Here is an 18,979-nt window from a genome sequence, read left to right as displayed (position 1 = left end):
AACGAAATCCCTTCCTAGCGTCTTCGACGTGCCAGCAAGTGCTACGAACAGCCTGCGAGTCGCCGTCCTCGCCGATTCCGACACCCGGTGGAAATGGGGCGCGCTCACCGCGAACCGCCTCGCCCCGGAGCGCGCGGACATCCGCCTGGACGGCTTCCTCCTGCGCGGCCGCGCCACCCCGACCGCCCGTCAGCTCGAGGAGGTCGGGGTCCGCCCCGACTCCCTGCGCGAGGTGACGGGCGTCGAGTTCCTGCGCGCCCTGGGCACGCCGGAGGCGGCCGAGTCCTACGACGTCATCGTGCTCGCCCTCGTGGGCGGCGGCGTCCAGGCGATGCTGCACGGTCTGAGGCACGCCTGGGGAGCCCGGAGCAGGCGGCCCGTGGTCGTCACCGGCTATGTCGGTGTCGTCTACGAGAAGCTCGCCGACGGTCTGCTGCTGCGGCACGGCGCGGACATCGTCCTCGCCAACTCCCGCCAGGACGCCGACCGTTTCCGGGCCGTGTACGAGGGGGTCGGCGCCGACGCCTCCTCGGTCACCGAAGTCGCCCTGCCCTTCCTCGGCGGCAAGCCGTACGAGGGCGCGGACGCCCCCTCCGCGGAGGAAGGGCGCAGGCCCTACACGGTCGTCTTCGCCGTCCAGCCGTCCGTCCCGGACAACCGCAGGGACCGTACGTACCTGCTGGACCGGCTCATCCGGCACGCCCGGCTGCACCCGGACCGCGAGGTCCTGCTGAAGCTGCGCTCAAAGCCGGGCGAGCACACCACGCACATCGAGGAGCTGCCCTACCAGAAGCTGGCGCAGAAGATCGATCTGCCGCCCAACTTCCGCCTGGTCTACGGGCACATGGGCGAGGTCCTCGACACCACCGACCTGCTCGTCACCATCAGCTCCACGGCCGCACTGGAGTCGCTGCACCGCCGTATCCCCACCGTGGTCCTCACCGACCTCGGGATCCGCGAGGCGCTCGGCAACCACCACTTCGTGGGCTCCGGATGCCTGGCCTCCTGGGACCAGCTGGACGCCGGGCACCAGCCGGCGCCCGACCCCGAGTGGGTGGCCCGGCAGGGCGTCGCCGCCGGGAGCACCCCCTCCGGGGGAGGCTCGTACGCCAGCGCCTTCGACGCCGCCCGCGACCGCATCGCCAAGCTGGTCGCCGCCGAACTCCCGCCCCTCACGCCGTACTACACCCCCGTCACCGCGCCCGGCTATCTGCCCGGCATCCTCGCCCGCCACCACCTCGGCCCCGACGGCAGCCCGCTGCCGGGGGCGCCCGCCGCCGACCGGCAGGCGGGGCCCGTACGGCAGATCGTGCGCCGGGCGGCGCGCGGCGCCTACCGGCACGGGGTGCAGCGCGTCGCACCCGTCATCCGGCGGATGGGGGAGCTGTGAGCCGCCACCCGTCGCCCTCGCAAGGAGCCCTGCCGATGCCCCACCCGGAAGCGGACCGAACGACCTCCGCACGCCGCGTCCTCGCCGTGATCCCCGCCCGCGGCGGCTCCAAGGGCGTCCCCGCGAAGAACCTCGCCCCCGTCGGCGGCGTGCCCCTGGTGGCCCGCGCGGTCCGCGAGTGCAGGGCCGCCATGCTGGTGACCGACGTCGTCGTCTCCACCGACGACCACGCCATCGCCGCCGCCGCCCGCGAGTCCGGCGCCGAGGTCGTCCTGCGCCCCGCCGCCATCGCCGGCGACACCGCCACCTCCGAGGCCGCCGTCCTGCACGCCCTCGACGCCCACGAGGCGCTGCACGGCGCCGCCGTCGACGTCGTCCTCCTCGTCCAGTGCACCAGCCCGTTCATCCTCCGCGAGGACATCGACGGCGTGGCCCGCGCCGTCGTCGAGCACGGCGCCGACACGGCGCTGACGGTCGCCCCGTTCCACGGCTTCATCTGGCGGGACACCGCGGACGAGTTCGCCGGAGGCGACACCAGCCGCGTCGGCGCGTCGGCGGCCGGCGGCTCGGTCGCGCACGGCGGGCCCGGGGAGGCCGACACCGCCCGCGCCGCCGACGGCCTCGGCGTCGCGCCGACGGGCGACGGCCACCCCGAGCCCGCGGACACCGACGGCGGCTACGGCGTCAACCACGACAAGTCGTTCCGGCCCCGCCGCCAGGACCGCCCCCAGGACCTCCTGGAGACCGGCGCCGCCTACGCCATGGACGCGGCCGGACTGCGCAAGCACCGGCACCGCTTCTTCGGCCGTACGGAGCTCGTCCGCACCGACCCGGCCCGGGTCCTGGAGATCGACGACCCGCACGACCTGGCCCGCGCCCAGGCCCTCGCGCCGCTCTTCGACGCCAACCGGCCCGGCGCCCTCCCCACCTACGACGACATCGACGCCGTAGTCCTCGACTTCGACGGCACCCAGACCGATGACCGGGTGCTGATCGACTCCGACGGACGGGAGTTCGTCTCCGTGCACCGCGGCGACGGACTCGGCATCGCGGCCCTCCGCAGGAGCGGCCTGAAGATGCTGATCCTGTCCACGGAACAGAACCCGGTCGTGGCCGCCCGGGCCCGGAAGCTCAAGCTCCCGGTCCTCCACGGCATCGACCGGAAGGACCTCGCCCTGAAGCAGTGGTGCGAGGACCAGGGCATCGCGCCCGAGCGCGTGCTCTACGTCGGCAACGACGTCAACGACCTCCCGTGCTTCGCCCTCGTGGGCTGGCCCGTGGCGGTCGGCAGCGCCCACGACGTCGTGCGCGGCGCCGCACGCGCGGTCACCACCGTCCCCGGTGGCGAAGGCGCGATCCGAGAGATCGCCGGCTGGATCCTCGGACCCTCTCTCGACTCTCTCGACCCCCTCGACAAGTAAGGAACGTGTCGCCATGTCTGCCATCAACTCCCGCCTCCGCACCTTCGGTACCGAGCGCATCGCCGGCCCCGGCCAGCCCGTCTACATCTGCGGCGAGATCGGTATCAACCACAACGGCGAGCTGGAGAACGCCTTCAAGCTGATCGACGTCGCCGCCGAGGCCGGCTGCGACGCCGTGAAGTTCCAGAAGCGCACCCCCGAGATCTGCACCCCCCGCGACCAGTGGGACATCGAGCGCGACACCCCCTGGGGCCGCATGACCTACATCGACTACCGCCACCGCGTGGAGTTCGGTGAGGACGAGTACCGCCGGATCGACGCGTACTGCAAGGAGAAGGGGATCGCCTGGTTCGCCTCCCCGTGGGACACCGAGGCCGTCGCCTTCCTGGAGAAGTTCGACGTCCCCGCCCACAAGGTGGCCTCCGCCTCCCTGACCGACGACGAGCTGCTCCGCGCGCTCCGCGCCACCGGCCGCACGATCATCCTCTCCACCGGCATGTCCACCCCCAAGCAGATCCGCCACGCGGTCGAGGTCCTCGGCTCGGACAACATCCTGCTCTGCCACGCCACGTCGACGTACCCGGCGAAGGCCGAGGAGCTGAACCTCCGCGTCATCAACACCCTCCAGGCCGAGTACCCGAACGTCCCGATCGGCTACTCCGGCCACGAGACGGGCCTGCAGACCACCCTCGCCGCGGTCGCCCTCGGCGCCACCTTCGTCGAGCGCCACATCACCCTCGACCGCGCGATGTGGGGCTCCGACCAGGCAGCCTCCGTCGAGCCGCAGGGCCTGACGCGCCTCGTCCGCGACATCCGCACCATCGAGGCCTCCCTCGGCGACGGCGTCAAGAAGGTCTACGACTCCGAGCTCGGCCCCATGAAGAAGCTGCGCCGCGTCACCGGCGTCGTCGCCGAGGCGGAGATCGCGGCGGCGGCGGGCGAGCCGGTCGGCGTCTGAGCCCGACCGACGTGGCTGCGGGCAGTCGTGCCGCCGGGGCGGCACGGGTGGGCGCAGCGGCACCCTGCACCCGCAGGCGAGCGAAACCCGCCCCTCCCCCCAGAAGATCCGTACTCACGGAAGCGACGGTCGTACGTCGATGAGCCCCCGTGCCGGAACCGCCGGCCCCCACACTCTCGCCTTCGTCGAGAGCCCGGTACAGCTCCTGAACGTGCTGGAGTGGGCCCACACCCACGCCCTCGGCACGCCACAGGCCCCCGGCACGGGGCCGTCCTCCGGCACGGGGCCGTCCTCCGGCACGGGGCCGTCCTCCGGCACGGGGCCGTCCTCCGGCACGGGGGCACCCGCCGGCCTCGCCGCCTCCTACGGCGTGGGCCCGTCGGCCGGGGCGGCCGGCACAGGGCTCGCCCTGGTCGTCCTCTCGCCCAACGACCCCATGACCCGGGGCCAGTTGCGCCGGATGGCTGAACTGGCCCGGGACGAGGGCCACGAGGTGCGCTGGGAGGAGGCGCGCGGCGGCACGGCGGCCCCGTTCCGCACCGTCGGCGGGCTCGCCCCGCTGCTGCGCGCCGCCCGCCGCGTCGTGCTGGGCGACCCCTTCTCCCGCTACGTACAGCTCCTCCTGACGATCACCAGGGCACCGGACGTCGTCGTGGTCGACGACGGCACCGCCACCATGGAGTTCGTCTCCCAACTCGCCCGCGGCGAACGCCTGGTCCGCTGGCACCGCAAGGGCGGCCGCCCCGGCCCGCGGGACCTGGTCTTCGCCCCGGTCTCCGCCCGGGCCCGCAGACGGCTGACCCCGACCGCCGGCCGGCGCGTCGAGGTCTTCTCCTCCATGCCGATCGACGAGGCCCCCGACGGGGTCACCGTCACCGCCAACGACTTCGCCTGGACCCGGTCCCGCTTCGGCCCGCCCGGCATCACCAAGGGCGCGGACCTCGTCGGCACCTCCCTGGTGGAGACCGGCGTCGTGGACGGCGACCGCTACCTCGAAGCCGTCCGATCCCTCGCCACGGCGCACGGCGCCACCCGCTACTTCGCCCACCGCCGCGAGAGCCCGGAGAAGCTCCACACCCTCGCGGCCCAGACGGGCCTGGAGATCGTCCGTCCCGACCTCCCCCTCGAACTGATCGCCCGCCGCGGCCCCATCGGCCGCACCATCCTCAGCTTCCCGTCGACCGTGGTCCACACCCTGCCGCTGGCCCTGGCGGGCACGGACGTACGCGTCGCCGTCTGCGACATCGACCCCAGCTGGCTGACCGAGACCGCCTCCCCCCGCGCCCAGGGCTTCCTGTCCGGCGTCACGGGCACGGCGAGGGACGTACACCGCCTGTCGTCGGTGGCGCCGATCTAGTGGGTGTCCCGCCGCGAGCAGCCGCCGCACCGCGCGGTCCCGGCGCATCCGGAGCGCTGGCTTCCCCGGTTATCGCCGCGTGGATGGGGTGCGCACGAAGTGCCGCCCCCATGGGGGGAGTTGGGAACCAATGACGACACACGGCGAACGCGCGCGGCTGACACCGACGGCGGACGGCCACAAGGTCACCCCCGCCGAACTCTTCTTCGACCTGGTCTTCGTCTACGCGATCACCCAGGTCACCGCCCTGGTGGCGGCACGACCCCACCGCCCTGCGCCTGCTGGGCGGCATGGTCGTCCTGGCCCTCCTGGCCCTCCTGTGGTGGTGCTGGTGCTGCTTCGCCTGGCTCGGCAACGTCGTACGGGCCGACTTCGGCGGCATGTTCGCGGTCCTGGTGTCGGTGATGGCCGTGGTTCTGATCGTCTCCTTGACGGTCCCGGACGTCTACGCCGACGCCCCGGGCGGCTTCCCGGCCCCGCTGCTCTTCGTGCACCAGCGCGCTTCTCCAGTGGCGGGCGTGGCTGGAGGAACTCGCCGCCCTGTTCGCCGAGTTCGCTCCGCCACCGGACGTCCCCGAGGAGGAACTGCGGCGGCTGCGCGAGCGAGCCGTCGCGCCGGTCGTGACACTCGTCGTCGAGAAGACCGGGGCCGGCGAGATATGGCGCGGCGCATGCTCGCAGGCGCTCACGTGGTATCTGGAATCGACCGGTCTTCCGGCGGACCAGGCCGAGGAACTGGCGGACGACGTCGTGGACTCGGCGTTCGAGAGCTGGATCGCCCCTGATGAGAACGCGTTGGGCCGTGCCCGGAAGGCTCTCGGAGAGCACGGTGCGTGACGATCTGCAGACCTGGCTCAGCGTGCGCGCGCAGGTCGCCTGGAACCAGGCGACCGAGGACCTGGCGGGTCCGATCCGGGGGCGGCGCGACGCGATCGACGCCGCCGTCGCGCGGGACGAGTCCGGTGACCCGACGCGCGGAGAACGGATGCGCACGGCGTGGCGGTCGGTCCAGGAAGACGCCGCGGCCGGGCGAGCGCTGAGCTTCGACCTCATGGCCGGGTGGCAGCGCACGGTCCTCGGGCGCGGGGACGTCGCCTTCCGCGACCTCCCCGCCTTCGCCAAGGGGGGACGTGAACGGTACGGCCTGCATGCCGGAACACCCGGGGACTTCGACCGCTGCCTGGCGCAGGCCACCGCCACCGACGTCCCGCTGCCGGCCCGAGCGGCCCGGGCCTACCTGGACGTGTGCTTCTTCCACCCGTTCGACGACGGCAACGGGCGGGCCGCCCTGCTCGCGATGGCGTTCGTACTGGCGCGTGAGCAGGTCTTTCTGGACGAGGTCGGCCCCGTCCAGGTCCGGAGATACGCCGACGATCCCGTGGGCGCACGGGCACTGGCCCGCCTCGTCCACCTTCTGGCCACGGCCGCACAGCGCCGCGGGCCCGTACGCCCGCACGCTTCGACACCGTTCGCGGAGACCCCCGATCACCCGTCCCGGCATCCGGATTCGTTCACCAGCGCACTCACCAGGCGGTAACCGTGGCCCAGACACTCCCCGTCCGTACGAGGACCTCGACGTACCCCGACCGTGAAACCGCCCAATGGGCCGCCCAGCAGGTCGTCACCGCCAACGAACAGCTCATCCACCGCTGGCTGGCCCAGTCCACGCGTCCCCGGCTGACCATCGAGGCGTCCTGGCCCTCCCGGGAGGAGCCGGTGGGCAGGGTGCTGCTGCAGGCGATGATGCTGGCCGGGCGGCAGCCGGTGGACGTCAGGGCGGCCCGGGTGATCCTGAAGCGGTACACCGGTCGGCCCCACGGCTTCCTGGTCCACGCCACATTCCCGATCTACCTGTAGGCACACCGGGGTACGTCGCGCGAACCCGCCCGGCACGCCCCTGCCAAGCGCGTCCCGCACGCCCGGTGCGAACCCGCCCCGCCCCGTCCGTCCCGTTCCCGAAGGCCGACCGTGCCCCTCAGCCCCCTCGAACACGACCGCCGCTACGGCGAGCTCGACCAGGTGATCCGCGCCTACGCCGGGCAGCCGGCCGATGACACGGCGGAGCAGCCCGGCCAGGCCCTGACCGCGTACCTGCGCCACACCTGGCACACCCGCCCGTGGGCACTCGCCATCGCCGAGCGACAACTGCGCGAGTACGCCGACAAGCCGCCGGGCCGGCTGCGCCTGCGACTCGGTGAGTTCTACGCCATCCCGGACGTCGGTCTGCCCGAGGCGGACATCCAGGAGTGGCTGTACTGCCTCGCCGACCACATCAGGCGCAGCGTCGAGGAGGGGCGGATTCCCCCGACGGCCGCCCCCGCCACCCACTGACCCACTGGGAGTGGCACGCCCGCTTCCCCGAGCTGGGCCAGTTCCTGGGCGGCTGGTTCACGCAGGACATGCCCGACGAGTTCGACGTCCACGACACCGCCGTGGACGACTACCGGACGACCACCGACCCCCATCTCGTCGCCCGTCTCGTCGCCGAGCTCCACGAACTCCTCGCCCTCGACCTCGACGAGTCCGATTACGCCCTGGCCGTCGCCGAACTCGGCATGGAGGTCGACCCGCCGGCCCCGTACACCCCGAGCGCCTGGCTGAGCCATGTGGCCGACCGCCTCACCGGCCCTCGTCCCGACTACGGCCCACCCCACCCGAACGACCGGCGGTGACGCCCGCCGTCCCCTCACGGCGCACGGATCACGGCCGGGCGGCCAGGGGGTGGCCCTCAAACCGCTCCCCTCTCACGTCACCACCCTTCTCGCCCTTCGTGACCCTGGTCACCATCGGCCCATGAATTCGCATCTCACGGTCCCCGCCCGTACCTGGTGAGTCTCGCGGGCTGTAATCAAGCAGTCACCCGGCGGCGACGCTTCCAGCACATCAGGGCGCCCGGAACGTGGTATCCGTGGAGCATGGGAATCGTTCGGGAACCCCCGGACGTTTAGACGATGGGATTCGCGGGCAACCCCCGGCGTCCCCGGAGGACCCCCGGTCATCCCGGTGGGTCGCGCCGTCGGCGCCGCGTCGATCGCGTCCCGTCCATGCGGTCTGCCCGCCCCGAAAGGCGGATGGGCATACCCATCCGTGCCAATACGTATGCGTTGTGCGGCCAGAAATCTTCCCCTGACGGGCTGATTTTTTGTTGATCGAGGGTTGGATGGCCGCCCGATCGCCCTACCCTTCAGAGGGTGAACCAACTGATGTCCCGAGAGTCCGAGGCCGATCTGCCCGGGGAAGCCGAAGCCGCCCTCCCCGGCACGCTGCCCGAAGCCCTGCGCGCAGAACTCGTCGCCTTCCGCCGTGACTTGCACATGCACCCGGAGCTCGGCAACCAGGAGTTCCGCACGACCGCCGCGATCAAGGCCCGCCTGGAGAAGGCAGGGCTCCGACCGCGTGTGCTCGACAGCGGAACCGGACTCATCTGCGACATCGGCGACTGGGACGGCGGCCGGCCCCGCCTGGCGATGCGCGCCGACATCGACGCGCTGCCCATCCCGGACACCAAGCTGGACTGCGAGTACCGCTCCACCGTCCCGGACCGCGCCCACGCCTGCGGCCACGACGTGCACACCACCGTCGTGCTCGGCGCCGGACTCGTCCTCGCCGACATGCACCGCAAGGGGCAGCTGCCGCGACCCGTACGGCTGATCTTCCAGCCCGCCGAGGAGGTCCTCCCCGGCGGCGCCGGAGACGTGATCAAGAGCGGCGCGCTGGACGGTGTCGGGCGCATCATCGCCGTCCACTGCGACCCGCGGGTCGACGCCGGGCGCATCGGTCTGCGCCACGGCCCCATCACCTCGGCCTGCGACCGGCTGGAGATCGCCCTCGACGGCCCCGGCGGCCACACCGCCCGCCCCCACCTCACCACCGACCTCGTCACGGCCGCCGCCCGCGTCGTCACCGACGTGCCGGCGCTGGTCGCCCGCCGGGTCGACGCCCGCAGCGGACTCTCCGTGACCTGGGGCCGCGTCGAGTCGGGCCACGCCCCGAACGTGATCCCGCAGCACGCCGAGCTCTCCGGCACCGTGCGCTGCCTCGACATCAACGCCTGGCGGCAGGCCCCCGACCTGGTGCACGAGGCGATCGCCGAGGTCGCGACCCTGCACCGCGCCAAATCCGAGATCAACTACGTCCGGGGTGTCCCGCCGGTCGTCAACGACCCCGTCGTCACCGAGCTGATCCACGACGCCATGGTCGCCCGCCGCGGTGCCGCGGCCGTCGAGGACACCGAGCAGAGCCTCGGTGGCGAGGACTTCTCCTGGTACCTGGAGCACGTCCCGGGTGCCATGGCCCGCCTGGGCGTCCGCCGGCCGGGCGACCTCACAGTCCGCGACCTCCATCAGGGCGACTTCGACGCGGACGAACACGCCATCACCGTGGGCGTCGAGCTCTTCACCGCCGCCGCCCTCCTGGACGCCCGCATGCAGGTCCTCGACAGGGCCGCCCCCTGAGGGTTGTCCCGTGACCCCCGGCGGGCGCGCGACGCCATGCACGCGCAGGGGTCCCAGAGCAGGGACCTGACGCCGCGGGGCCGCCCTCCGGGCGACGACGCGGAAGCCGGACACGAGCCACGGGTCGGTCGCTCGGACCTGCCCGGTCCGCCGGCAGACGGGACCGTGCGGACACGGCTCGGGCGCACGCCTTCACGGAGCCGGTACGTGATCCGCACCCGTTCCGGTTGCGGCGCACCCGCCCTCGCGGCAGCCTGGTGCGCGTGTCGTACGGCATGTGTGCGACACGCGCACCGTCACGCTGAAGTCACCCCGCAGACACGGAACGCGAGGGACCCGCGAAGGGCTCTGCCCCAAGCGTCCCTTTCGATCCCATGGTTCACGAGGACGTAACCGGCCATCGGCACGAATGGATAACGGCCAGTCGAAACCCCGTTCCCAGGAGTGTCTACGCGCGTTAATGTGCGCCGAACTGAGCACCCGGCTGCGGGGCTTTGGAGAAGATGGGGAACTTCAAGATGCGTCGGATTTCCAAACTGACCCGCGTCGCGGTGGGGGTCGCGTCGCTGGCGCTCGCCGCCACGGCCTGTGGTGGGACCAGCAGCGAGAGCGGCAACGGCGGCGACGGCGAGAGCAAGGGCACCAAGGGCCTCGCGATCGCGTACGACATCGGCGGCAAGGGCGACCAGTCCTTCAACGACGCGGCGTACGCGGGCCTGCAGAAGGCCGAGAAGGAGTTCGGCTACAAGACCGCCGACATCGAGCCCACCGAGGGCGAGACGGACGCCGACAAGCAGCAGCGCCTGGAGTCCCTCGCCAAGCAGGGCTACAACCCGGTCGTCGGCGTCGGCTTCGCCTACGGCCCGGCGATGGAGGCCGCCTCCAAGAAGTACCCGAAGACCACGTTCGGCATCGTCGACTCGGTCGTCGAGGGTGACAACGTGGCGTCCCTCGTCTTCGCCGAGGAGCAGGCCTCCTACCTCGCCGGTGTCGCGGCCGCCAAGGCCACCAAGTCGAACACCGTGGGCTTCGTGGGCGGTGTGGACATCCCGCTCATCCACAAGTTCGAGGCCGGCTACAAGCAGGGTGTTCAGGACACCAGCGGCGGCAAGGTCAAGGTCATCTCGCAGTACCTGACCCAGACGGCCGAGGAGGGTGGCTTCTCCAGCCCGGACAAGGGCAAGGCCGCCGCCGAGGGCCAGATCGAGAAGGGCGCCGACGTCCTCTACGCCGCGGCCGGCCTCTCCGGCCAGGGCGTCATCGAGGCGGCCGCCAAGGCGAAGGTCTGGGCGATCGGTGTCGACTCCGACCAGTACAAGCAGGAGGCCCTCGCCTCCTACAAGGGCTTCATCCTCACCTCGGCCCTCAAGGACGTCGGCGGTGCGGTCTACACCCTCGCCAAGTCCGTCGAGGACGGCAAGCCGCTCACGGGCGTCCAGACCTTCGACCTGAAGGTCGACGGTGTCGGCCTCGCCGAGTCGAACCCGGAGTTCGCCAAGATCGCCGGCCTCTCCGACGCCGTCGCCAAGGCGAAGGAAGAGATCATCAGCGGCAAGATCAAGGTCAAGACCGAGTAGTCACACCTCTGCGGCCCTCACGGGGCCTCCGAGTGGCCTGAAACGGGCGGGTGCCACAACGGCACCCGCCCGCTTCCTTTTTCCCGCACCGGTCCGCTGGGCGCGCTCGTCCGGGGCGTGGACTTGCGGTGTGGGTGCCGGTCCGCCCGACGCTTGTGCGGGGTGTGGGCTGCTCGCGGGTGCGGGTGCGGGTGCGGGTGCGGGTGCGGGGAGCGCGGGGGCGCTTGTCTGTGGCGTGGGCTGCGTCGCGGGTGCCGGTCCACCGGGCGCTGCTCTCGGGGGGCGCCGACCGCGTGCGGCTCCCGCCGGGCGCTCCTCTGCGGTACTCCTCCGCGGTACGGCCTGCCTTGTCGGCATCGGACCGCTGAGCGCCCGTCAGCGGCCCGCACCCCCCGTCCCGGGCCGCCTCGCGGAGCGGCCTGCCGGAAGCGGGGGGCACCTCCCCGCACCGGCCCGCCGACGCGCCCCCGGCACAGCCGGGAACCGCGCGACCAGCCACAACGAACCCGTACGCGCGACTCCGGCGAAACCACCCCGCACCGAACATCCCGGCACCCCCGCCTCCCTTGCGACACGGCCCCATAACAAGAGGGCAACCGGGGCTTTCCCGCCAGGGTCTACGCGCGTTACCCTCGGCGAAAGCCAGCGCCGACGCTGTGAAGCACCACTGAGCAGTACCCTCCGGCGCTTGTACGACTAGGAGCACCAGAAATGCGCCGGGTTTCCCGCATCGCGGTCGCAGGCGCAGCGACCGCCTCCCTCGCCCTCGCCCTCTCCGCCTGTGGCGGCACCTCGACGGAGGCCTCGTCCTCCTCCGACGCGAAGGGCGGCGACAAGGGCCTCGCGATCGCGTACGACGTCGGTGGCAAGGGCGACCAGTCCTTCAACGACGCGGCGTACGCCGGCCTGGAGCAGGCGAAGAAGGAGTTCGGGTACAAGACCGCCGACATCGAGCCCACCGAGGGTGAGACGGACGCGGACAAGGAGCAGCGCCTGGTCTCCCTGGCCAAGCAGGGCTACAACCCGGTCATCGGCGTCGGCTACGCGTACGCGACCGCCGTGAAGGAGGCCGCCGAGCAGTACCCGGACACCACCTTCGGCATCGTGGACGACTCCACCGTCCAGCTGAAGAACGTGGCGGACCTGGTCTTCTCCGAGGAGCAGGCCTCGTACCTCGCGGGCGTCGCGGCCGCCAAGAGCACCAAGACCAACGTGGTCGGCTTCGTGGGCGGCGTGGACATCCCGCTGATCCACAAGTTCCAGGCCGGCTTCGAGCAGGGCGTCAAGGACACCAACCCGAAGGCCGAGGTGCTCACCCAGTACCTGACCCAGACGGCTGAGGAGGGCGGCTTCTCCAGCCCCGACAAGGGCAAGTCGGCCGCCGAGGGCCAGATCGAGAAGAAGGCCGACGTCGTGTACGCGGCGGCCGGTCTGTCCGGCCAGGGCGTGATCGAGGCCGCCGCCGCCAACAAGGTGTGGGCGATCGGCGTCGACTCCGACCAGTACAAGCAGGAAGCCCTCGCGAAGTACAAGGACTCCATCCTGACCTCGGCGATGAAGGACGTCGCCAAGGCGGTGTACAACCTGGCGAAGTCGGTCGAGGACGGCAAGCCCGAGACCGGTATCGTCAGGGGCGATCTGAAGAGCGGTGAGGTCGGCCTCTCCGCGTCGAACCCCACGTTCAAGGACGACAGCGAGCTCCAGGAGGCCATCGAGACGGCCAAGGAGAAGATCATCAGCGGCGAGATCAAGGTCAAGACCAGCTGAGCAAGCAGGACCTCGAGCAGACACGCGACCCGCGGGACGTGCGGTCGGGCCGGAGCCGTACATCCGGCCCGCACCTCCCCGGAGTCGCCGGTAACCGCGGGGTTACGTCCGCTCAACGGGGTACGGGGATTCTGCCTCCCTGTACCCCGTTGTCCCGGGCGTCGCCCCTTTCGATGCCGTAGGGGCGCTACGCGCGTAGACGACCCCCTTTCCCCAGGAGAGTGCGCCATCAACGCGTCCAGCAGCCCTCCGGCCGACGCGGCGGTCAACGGTCAGGAGACCGCCGTCGAACTCGCCGGGATCACCAAGCGATTCCCCGGCGTCGTGGCCAACCACGACATCCACCTCACCGTCCGCAAGGGCACCGTCCACGCCCTCGTCGGTGAGAACGGGGCCGGCAAGTCGACCCTGATGAAGATCCTCTACGGCATGCAGAAGCCGGACGAGGGCACCATCGCGGTCGACGGCGAGCAGGTGACCTTCTCGTCCCCCGCCGACGCCATCGCGCGCGGCATCGGCATGGTGCACCAGCACTTCATGCTCGCCGACAACCTCACCGTTCTGGAGAACGTGGTCCTCGGCAGCGAGAAGCTCCACGGCATCGGCGCCAAGGCCCGCCGCAAGATCAAGGAGATCTCCGACCGGTACGGCTTCGGGGTCCGCCCCGACGTCCTCGTGGAGGAGCTCGGTGTCGCCGAGCGCCAGCGGGTGGAGATCCTCAAGGTCCTCTTCCGCGGCGCCCGCACCCTGATCCTGGACGAGCCCACCGCCGTGCTGGTGCCGCAGGAGGTCGAGGCGCTCTTCGCCAACCTGCGCGAACTCAAGGCGCAGGGTCTGTCGGTCATCTTCATCTCGCACAAGCTGGGCGAGGTGCTGTCCGTCGCCGACGAGATCACCGTCATCCGGCGCGGTACCACGGTCGGTACGGCCGTCCCCGCGGAGACCACCTCGCGGCAGCTCGCCGAGCTGATGGTCGGCAGCGAGCTGCCCACCCCGGAGACCGGCGAGTCCACGGTCACCGACCGTCCCGTCCTGACCGTCGACAAGCTCCGTCTCGCGGCCCCCGGCGGCAAGGCCCTCCTGGACGACATCAGCTTCACCATCCACGCGGGCGAGGTCCTCGGCCTCGCCGGGGTCGAGGGCAACGGCCAGACCGAACTGGTCGACGCGTTGATCGGCCTGAAGGCCGCCGACTCCGGCACCATCACCCTGGCCGACGACGAGATCACCGCGTGGCCCACCCGCAGGCGCCGCGAGCAGGGTGTCGGCTACATCCCCGAGGACCGCCACCGGCACGGTCTGCTCCTGGAGGCCCCCCTCTGGGAGAACCGTATCCTCGGCCATGTGACCGAGCGGCCGAACGCCAAGGGCGTCTGGCTGGACCCGAAGGCCGCCCAGGAGGACACGCGCCGGATCGTCGCCGAGTACGACGTCCGCACCCCCGGTATCGACGTCACGGCCGCCTCCCTCTCCGGCGGCAACCAGCAGAAGCTGATCGTCGGCCGGGAGATGAGCCACAAGCCGCGCTTCCTGATCGCCGCCCACCCCACCCGCGGTGTGGACGTCGGCGCGCAGGCCCAGATCTGGGACCAGATCCGGGAGGCCCGCCGCGAAGGCCTGGCCGTGCTGCTGATCTCCGCCGACCTCGACGAGCTGATCGGCCTGTCCGACACCCTCCGGGTGATCTACAACGGCAAGCTGGTCGCGGACGCCGACCCGGCCACCGTCACCCCCGAGGAGCTCGGCTCCGCCATGACCGGTGCCGTCACCGGTCACCTCGAACACGATGAGACCCCCGAGACTCCCGGCCTGCGCAAGGCATCCGGGTCTCCGGAAGGCGAGGCCAAGTGATGAAGAAGTTCGACAAGGAGCGGGTGCTCCTCGCGGTCGCCGGACCGGTCCTCGCCCTGGCCGTGGCCTTCATCCTGACGGCGATCGTGCTGCTCGCGTCCGGCAAGAACCCGGTCGAGCCGTTCGCGATCATGTTCGAGCAGGCCTCGTTCTCGGACATCCAGGTCCGGATCATCAACCAGGCGTCGCTGTACTACATCGCGGCCCTCGCGGTTGCCATCGGCTTCCGCATGAACCTGTTCAACATCGGTGTCGACGGCCAGTACCTGCTCGGCGCCATGATCACCGCGATCGTCGGCGCCCACGTGGACCTGCCGGCGTTCCTCCAGATCCCGCTGCTGATGCTCACCGCGATCTGCACCGGCGCGTTCTGGGCCTCCATCGTCGGTGTCCTCAAGGTCACCCGCGGCGTCAGCGAGGTCGTCTCCTCGATCATGCTGAACGCGATCGCGACCTCCGTCATCGGCTACCTCTGGCTGCCGAACGTCTTCGGCGTCAAGGTCGGCAACAACAACACCACCGGCGAGATGGCCGAGTCGGGCTGGGTGCCCGGCATCGACATGGGCGCCGCCGGCGAGATCTACGGCCTGGTCCTCCTCGCGGTCGCGCTCGGCGTCGGCTACTGGGTCGTCATCAACCGCACCCGCTTCGGCTTCGACCTGCGCGCCTCCGGCGCCTCGGAGACCGCCGCCGCGGCCAGCGGTGTCGACCCCAAGCGGATGATCCTCACCGCCATGCTGATCTCCGGCGGTGTCGCGGGCCTCGCGGGTCTGCCGATCCTGCTCGGCGACACCCACACCTACAGCCTGAACTTCCCCACGGGCATCGGCTTCCTCGGCATCGGCATCGCCCTGCTGGGCCGCAACAGCCCCGTAGGCATCGCCTTCGCGTCCCTGCTGTGGGCCTGGCTCGACAAGGCCTCGCCCGAGCTGGACTTCCACGGCTACGACAAGGAGATCGCGGTCATCATGCAGGGCCTGATCGTGCTCTCGGTCGTCGTCTCCTACGAGACGGTCCGTGAGTGGGGCCTGCGCCGCCAGCAGCGCCGCGTCGGCGCCGAGCTCGCCGCCGGGAACGTCCTCGGCGCGGACAACAACACCACGAAGGAGGTGGCTGGCCGATGACCACGAGCACCACCGCGACCGACCTCAACCAGCCCTCGCTGGAGCCGACCGCCCGGACCGGGCGCAAGATGTCGCTGCCCGTGCTGCTGCTGGTCATCTCCGGCGTCCTGGCACTCACCTCGATCGTCCGCATCATCACCGGCGCGGACGGCATCACCAACGTCAGCCAGATGTCCACCGCGCTGGAGCTGGCCGTCCCGATCGGCCTCGCCGGTCTCGGCGGTCTGTGGGCCGAGCGCTCGGGCGTGGTCAACATCGGCCTCGAGGGCATGATGATCCTCGGCACCTGGTTCGGTGCCTGGGCCGGCTTCCAGTACGGCCCGTGGACCGGTGTCCTGGTCGGCATCGCCGGCGGCGCGATCGGCGGTCTGCTGCACGCCTTCGTCACCGTCACCTTCAACGTCAACCACATCGTCTCCGGTGTGGCCATCAACATCCTCGCCCTCGGCGCCACCCGCTACCTCGCGCCCCTCGCCTTCGAGGGCCACCAGGGCGGCTCCGCCAAGCAGTCCCCGCCGGTCGAGTCCATCGGTGACTTCACCATCCCGGGACTGTCCACCGCGCTGACCGAACTCAACGCCAAGGGCTGGTTCTTCGTCTCCGACCTCGCCGGCCTGCTCGGCGGTCTGGTCACCAACGTCTCGTGGCTGACCCTCGTCGCCGTCGCCCTGATCCCCGCCACCTGGTGGATCCTGTGGCGCACCGCCTTCGGTCTGCGGCTGCGCTCCTGCGGTGAGAACCCGATCGCCGCCGAGTCCCTCGGCGTCAACGTCTACAAGTACAAGTACATCGCCGTGATCATCTCCGGCGGTCTGGCCGGCCTCGGCGGGGCGTTCCTCTCCATCGTCGCCAACCCCTTCTACCTGGAGGGCCAGACCAGCGGCCGCGGCTTCATCGGCCTCGCCGCGATGATCTTCGGCAACTGGATGCCGGGCGGCCTCGCCCTCGGCGCCGGCCTGTTCGGCTACACCGACAGCCTCAACCTGCGCGGCGGCTCGGAGAACGTCCACGCCCTGCTGCTGCTCGGCGCGCTGCTGCTGCTCATCGGCGCGATCTGGCTGGCGGTCCGCAAGAAGTTCGTCCAAGCCCTGATCACCGCCGTCATCGGCGCCCTGGTGTTCACCTGGTACGCCACCACCAACGAGGTCCCGAACCAGGTCGTCGCCGCCACCCCGTACGTCATCACCCTGATCGTCCTCGCGCTCTCCGCGCAGCGGCTGCGCATGCCGAAGGCGGACGGCCTGCCGTACCGGAAGGGACAGGGCAAGTGACCGCCGTCGACTGGGACAAGCTGCGTACGGTGGCGCGGGACGCCATGTCCCGGGCGTACGCCCCGTACTCCGGCTACCCGGTCGGCGTGGCGGCGCTCGTCGACGACGGCCGGATCGTCTCGGGCTGCAACGTCGAGAACGCCTCCTACGGGCTCGGACTGTGCGCGGAGTGCGGTCTGGTCTCGGAGCTGCAGAACAGCGGCGGCGGCCGCCTCACGCACTTCACCTGCGTGGACGGCAAGGGCGAGATCCTCGTCCCGTGCGGCCGCTGCCGACAGCTGCTGTACGAGTTCGGCGGACCGGATCTCCTGCTGGAAACCCCCGAGGGGATCCTCCCTCTCTCGGAGATGCTGCCCCAGGCCTTCGGCCCGGACCATCTCACCAAGTAACTCCCGTGCGGCCCCTCCTGACGACCGGTCGGAGGGGCCGCGCCCTTTCCGATCCTCACCGGGTCGCTTTCGAAAACCCTCGAAAGGAAAGCCATGACTGTGTTGTCGATGGACGCCATCTCCGTGATCCGCACCAAGCGGGACCGCGGTGAGCTGAGCGACGAGCAGATCGACTGGGTCATCGACGCGTACACCCGCGGGGAGGTCGCCGACTACCAGATGGCCGCCCTGAACATGGCGATCCTGCTCAACGGCATGAACCGCCGCGAGATCGCCCGCTGGACCGCCGCGATGATCGCCTCGGGCGAGCGCATGGACTTCTCCTCGCTGTCCCTGCCGACCGCCGACAAGCACTCCACCGGCGGTGTCGGCGACAAGATCACCCTCCCGCTGGCGCCCCTGGTGGCGGCCTGCGGCGCGGCCGTCCCCCAGCTCTCCGGCCGCGGCCTCGGCCACACCGGAGGCACTCTGGACAAGCTGGAGTCCATCCCCGGCTGGCGCGCGCTCCTCTCCAACGAGGAGATGCTGTCCGTGCTGGACGGCGTGGGCGCGGTGATCTGCGCGGCGGGCGACGGCCTGGCCCCCGCCGACAAGAAGCTGTACGCGCTCCGCGACGTCACCGGCACCGTCGAGGCCATCCCGCTGATCGCCTCCTCGATCATGTCGAAGAAGATCGCGGAGGGCACCGGCTCCCTGGTCCTCGACGTGAAGGTGGGCAGCGGCGCCTTCATGAAGACCATCGAGGACGCCCGTGAGCTGGCCTCCACGATGGTGGGCCTGGGCACGGACCACGGTGTGAAGACCGTGGCGCTCCTGACGGACATGTCCACCCCGCTGGGCCTGACCGCCGGCAACGCCCTGGAGGTCCGCGAGTCGGTCGAGGTCCTCGCGGGCGGCGGCCCGGCGGACGTCGTCGAGCTGACCATCGCCCTGGCCCGCGAGATGCTCGACGCGGCCGGTGTGAAGGACGCCGACCCGGCGAAGGCCCTGGCCGACGGCTCCGCCATGGACGCCTGGCGCCGCATGATCGCGGCCCAGGGCGGCGACCCTGACGCGGAGCTGCCCACATCCCGCGAGCAGCACGTCGTCAAGGCCCCCTCCTCCGGCGTCCTGACCCGCCTCGACGCCTACGACATCGGCATCGCCGCCTGGCGACTCGGCGCCGGCCGCGCCCGCAAGGAGGACCCGGTGCAGGCCGCCGCCGGCGTCGAGATGCACGCCAAGCCCGGCGACACCGTCACCGAGGGCCAGCCCCTCCTCACCCTGCACACGGACACCCCCGAGCGGTTCGGGTACGCCCTGGAGGCCATGGAGGGGTCGTACGACATCGCGGCCGCGGGGACGCCGTTCACCCCGAACCCGATCGTGCTGGACCGCATCGCCTGAGCGGGCCGCGTCGCTGTCGACTCCGCTGTCGTCG

General features: G+C 71.3%; 15 protein-coding genes and 3 pseudogenes. All 18 read left to right on the top strand.

Annotated elements, in window-relative coordinates; all coding sequences use genetic code 11:
• Positions 1-28 precede the first annotated feature (28 nt).
• The 18 genes and pseudogenes from AC067N_RS21240 (at position 29) to AC067N_RS21155 (ending at position 18,945) form a co-directional block, all read left to right on the top strand.
• Positions 29-1,390 (top strand): DUF6716 putative glycosyltransferase, encoded by a 1,362-nt coding sequence (locus tag AC067N_RS21240; protein ID WP_478680439.1) that lies wholly within the window; start codon positions 29-31, stop codon positions 1,388-1,390.
• Between the two features lie 35 nt (positions 1,391-1,425).
• Entirely contained in the window at positions 1,426-2,811 is a 1,386-nt protein-coding gene (locus AC067N_RS21235) for a cytidylyltransferase domain-containing protein (protein ID WP_478680438.1), read from the top strand.
• Between the two features lie 13 nt (positions 2,812-2,824).
• Complete coding sequence (locus AC067N_RS21230) at positions 2,825-3,769, top strand: N-acetylneuraminate synthase family protein (protein WP_478680437.1); 945 nt, start codon at positions 2,825-2,827, stop codon at positions 3,767-3,769.
• A gap of 139 nt (positions 3,770-3,908) precedes the next feature.
• The gene (locus tag AC067N_RS21225) at positions 3,909-5,126 is read left to right on the top strand and encodes a hypothetical protein (RefSeq protein ID WP_478680436.1); all 1,218 of its coding nucleotides are present in this window, start codon (positions 3,909-3,911) and stop codon (positions 5,124-5,126) included.
• 130 nt (positions 5,127-5,256) lie between these two features.
• Positions 5,257-5,355 (top strand): annotated as a pseudogene (locus AC067N_RS21220) (hypothetical protein); the annotation flags it as partial.
• A gap of 61 nt (positions 5,356-5,416) precedes the next feature.
• Positions 5,417-5,554 (top strand): annotated as a pseudogene (locus tag AC067N_RS21215) (low temperature requirement protein A); the annotation flags it as partial.
• Between the two features lie 193 nt (positions 5,555-5,747).
• Entirely contained in the window at positions 5,748-5,963 is a 216-nt protein-coding gene (locus AC067N_RS21210; RefSeq protein WP_478680635.1) for a hypothetical protein, read from the top strand.
• Positions 5,956-6,663, top strand: a complete 708-nt coding sequence (locus AC067N_RS21205; protein ID WP_478680435.1) for a Fic family protein — start codon at positions 5,956-5,958, stop codon at positions 6,661-6,663. The genes AC067N_RS21210 and AC067N_RS21205 overlap by 8 nt, the downstream gene beginning before the upstream one ends.
• A 2-nt stretch (positions 6,664-6,665) precedes the next feature.
• The gene (locus AC067N_RS21200) at positions 6,666-6,983 is read left to right on the top strand and encodes an RNase A-like domain-containing protein (RefSeq protein WP_478680434.1); all 318 of its coding nucleotides are present in this window, start codon (positions 6,666-6,668) and stop codon (positions 6,981-6,983) included.
• Between the two features lie 111 nt (positions 6,984-7,094).
• Positions 7,095-7,798, top strand: a pseudogene (locus AC067N_RS21195) (contact-dependent growth inhibition system immunity protein).
• Positions 7,799-8,329: 531 nt separating this feature from the next.
• The gene (locus tag AC067N_RS21190) at positions 8,330-9,580 is read left to right on the top strand and encodes an amidohydrolase (protein WP_478680433.1); all 1,251 of its coding nucleotides are present in this window, start codon (positions 8,330-8,332) and stop codon (positions 9,578-9,580) included.
• A gap of 518 nt (positions 9,581-10,098) precedes the next feature.
• Complete coding sequence (locus AC067N_RS21185) at positions 10,099-11,157, top strand: BMP family lipoprotein (RefSeq protein ID WP_478680432.1); 1,059 nt, start codon at positions 10,099-10,101, stop codon at positions 11,155-11,157.
• A 711-nt stretch (positions 11,158-11,868) separates the two neighbouring features.
• Entirely contained in the window at positions 11,869-12,924 is a 1,056-nt protein-coding gene (locus AC067N_RS21180; RefSeq protein ID WP_478680431.1) for a BMP family lipoprotein, read from the top strand.
• A gap of 228 nt (positions 12,925-13,152) precedes the next feature.
• Positions 13,153-14,775 (top strand): ABC transporter ATP-binding protein, encoded by a 1,623-nt coding sequence (locus tag AC067N_RS21175; protein WP_478680625.1) that lies wholly within the window; start codon positions 13,153-13,155, stop codon positions 14,773-14,775.
• Positions 14,775-15,899, top strand: a complete 1,125-nt coding sequence (locus tag AC067N_RS21170) for an ABC transporter permease (protein ID WP_478680430.1) — start codon at positions 14,775-14,777, stop codon at positions 15,897-15,899. The genes AC067N_RS21175 and AC067N_RS21170 overlap by 1 nt, the downstream gene beginning before the upstream one ends.
• Positions 15,896-17,170, top strand: a complete 1,275-nt coding sequence (locus tag AC067N_RS21165; RefSeq protein ID WP_478680429.1) for an ABC transporter permease — start codon at positions 15,896-15,898, stop codon at positions 17,168-17,170. The genes AC067N_RS21170 and AC067N_RS21165 overlap by 4 nt, the downstream gene beginning before the upstream one ends.
• Positions 17,167-17,559: a cytidine deaminase gene (locus AC067N_RS21160; RefSeq protein ID WP_478680428.1), complete on the top strand. Its 393-nt coding sequence runs from the start codon at positions 17,167-17,169 to the stop codon at positions 17,557-17,559. Before AC067N_RS21165 ends, AC067N_RS21160 begins: the two co-directional genes overlap by 4 nt.
• Before the next feature lie 102 nt (positions 17,560-17,661).
• The gene (locus tag AC067N_RS21155; protein ID WP_478680624.1) at positions 17,662-18,945 is read left to right on the top strand and encodes a thymidine phosphorylase; all 1,284 of its coding nucleotides are present in this window, start codon (positions 17,662-17,664) and stop codon (positions 18,943-18,945) included.
• Positions 18,946-18,979: the final 34 nt, after the last annotated feature.

The organism is Streptomyces sp. NPDC042364, from assembly GCF_056437585.1.
The sequence above is the reverse complement of the archived record's forward strand: the minus strand, read 5'-3'. Positions and strand labels throughout refer to the sequence as shown.

Bases quoted from the DNA above. Each gene is read 5' to 3' on its own strand.
- AC067N_RS21235 (WP_478680438.1), top strand. From the start codon at position 1,426: ATGCCCCACCCGGAAGCGGACCGAACGACCTCCGCACGCCGCGTCCTC.
- AC067N_RS21230 (WP_478680437.1), top strand. From the start codon at position 2,825: ATGTCTGCCATCAACTCCCGCCTCCGCACCTTCGGTACCGAGCGCATC.
- AC067N_RS21225 (WP_478680436.1), top strand. From the start codon at position 3,909: ATGAGCCCCCGTGCCGGAACCGCCGGCCCCCACACTCTCGCCTTCGTC.
- AC067N_RS21190 (WP_478680433.1), top strand. From the start codon at position 8,330: ATGTCCCGAGAGTCCGAGGCCGATCTGCCCGGGGAAGCCGAAGCCGCC.
- AC067N_RS21185 (WP_478680432.1), top strand. From the start codon at position 10,099: ATGCGTCGGATTTCCAAACTGACCCGCGTCGCGGTGGGGGTCGCGTCG.
- AC067N_RS21180 (WP_478680431.1), top strand. From the start codon at position 11,869: ATGCGCCGGGTTTCCCGCATCGCGGTCGCAGGCGCAGCGACCGCCTCC.
- AC067N_RS21170 (WP_478680430.1), top strand. From the start codon at position 14,775: ATGAAGAAGTTCGACAAGGAGCGGGTGCTCCTCGCGGTCGCCGGACCG.
- AC067N_RS21165 (WP_478680429.1), top strand. From the start codon at position 15,896: ATGACCACGAGCACCACCGCGACCGACCTCAACCAGCCCTCGCTGGAG.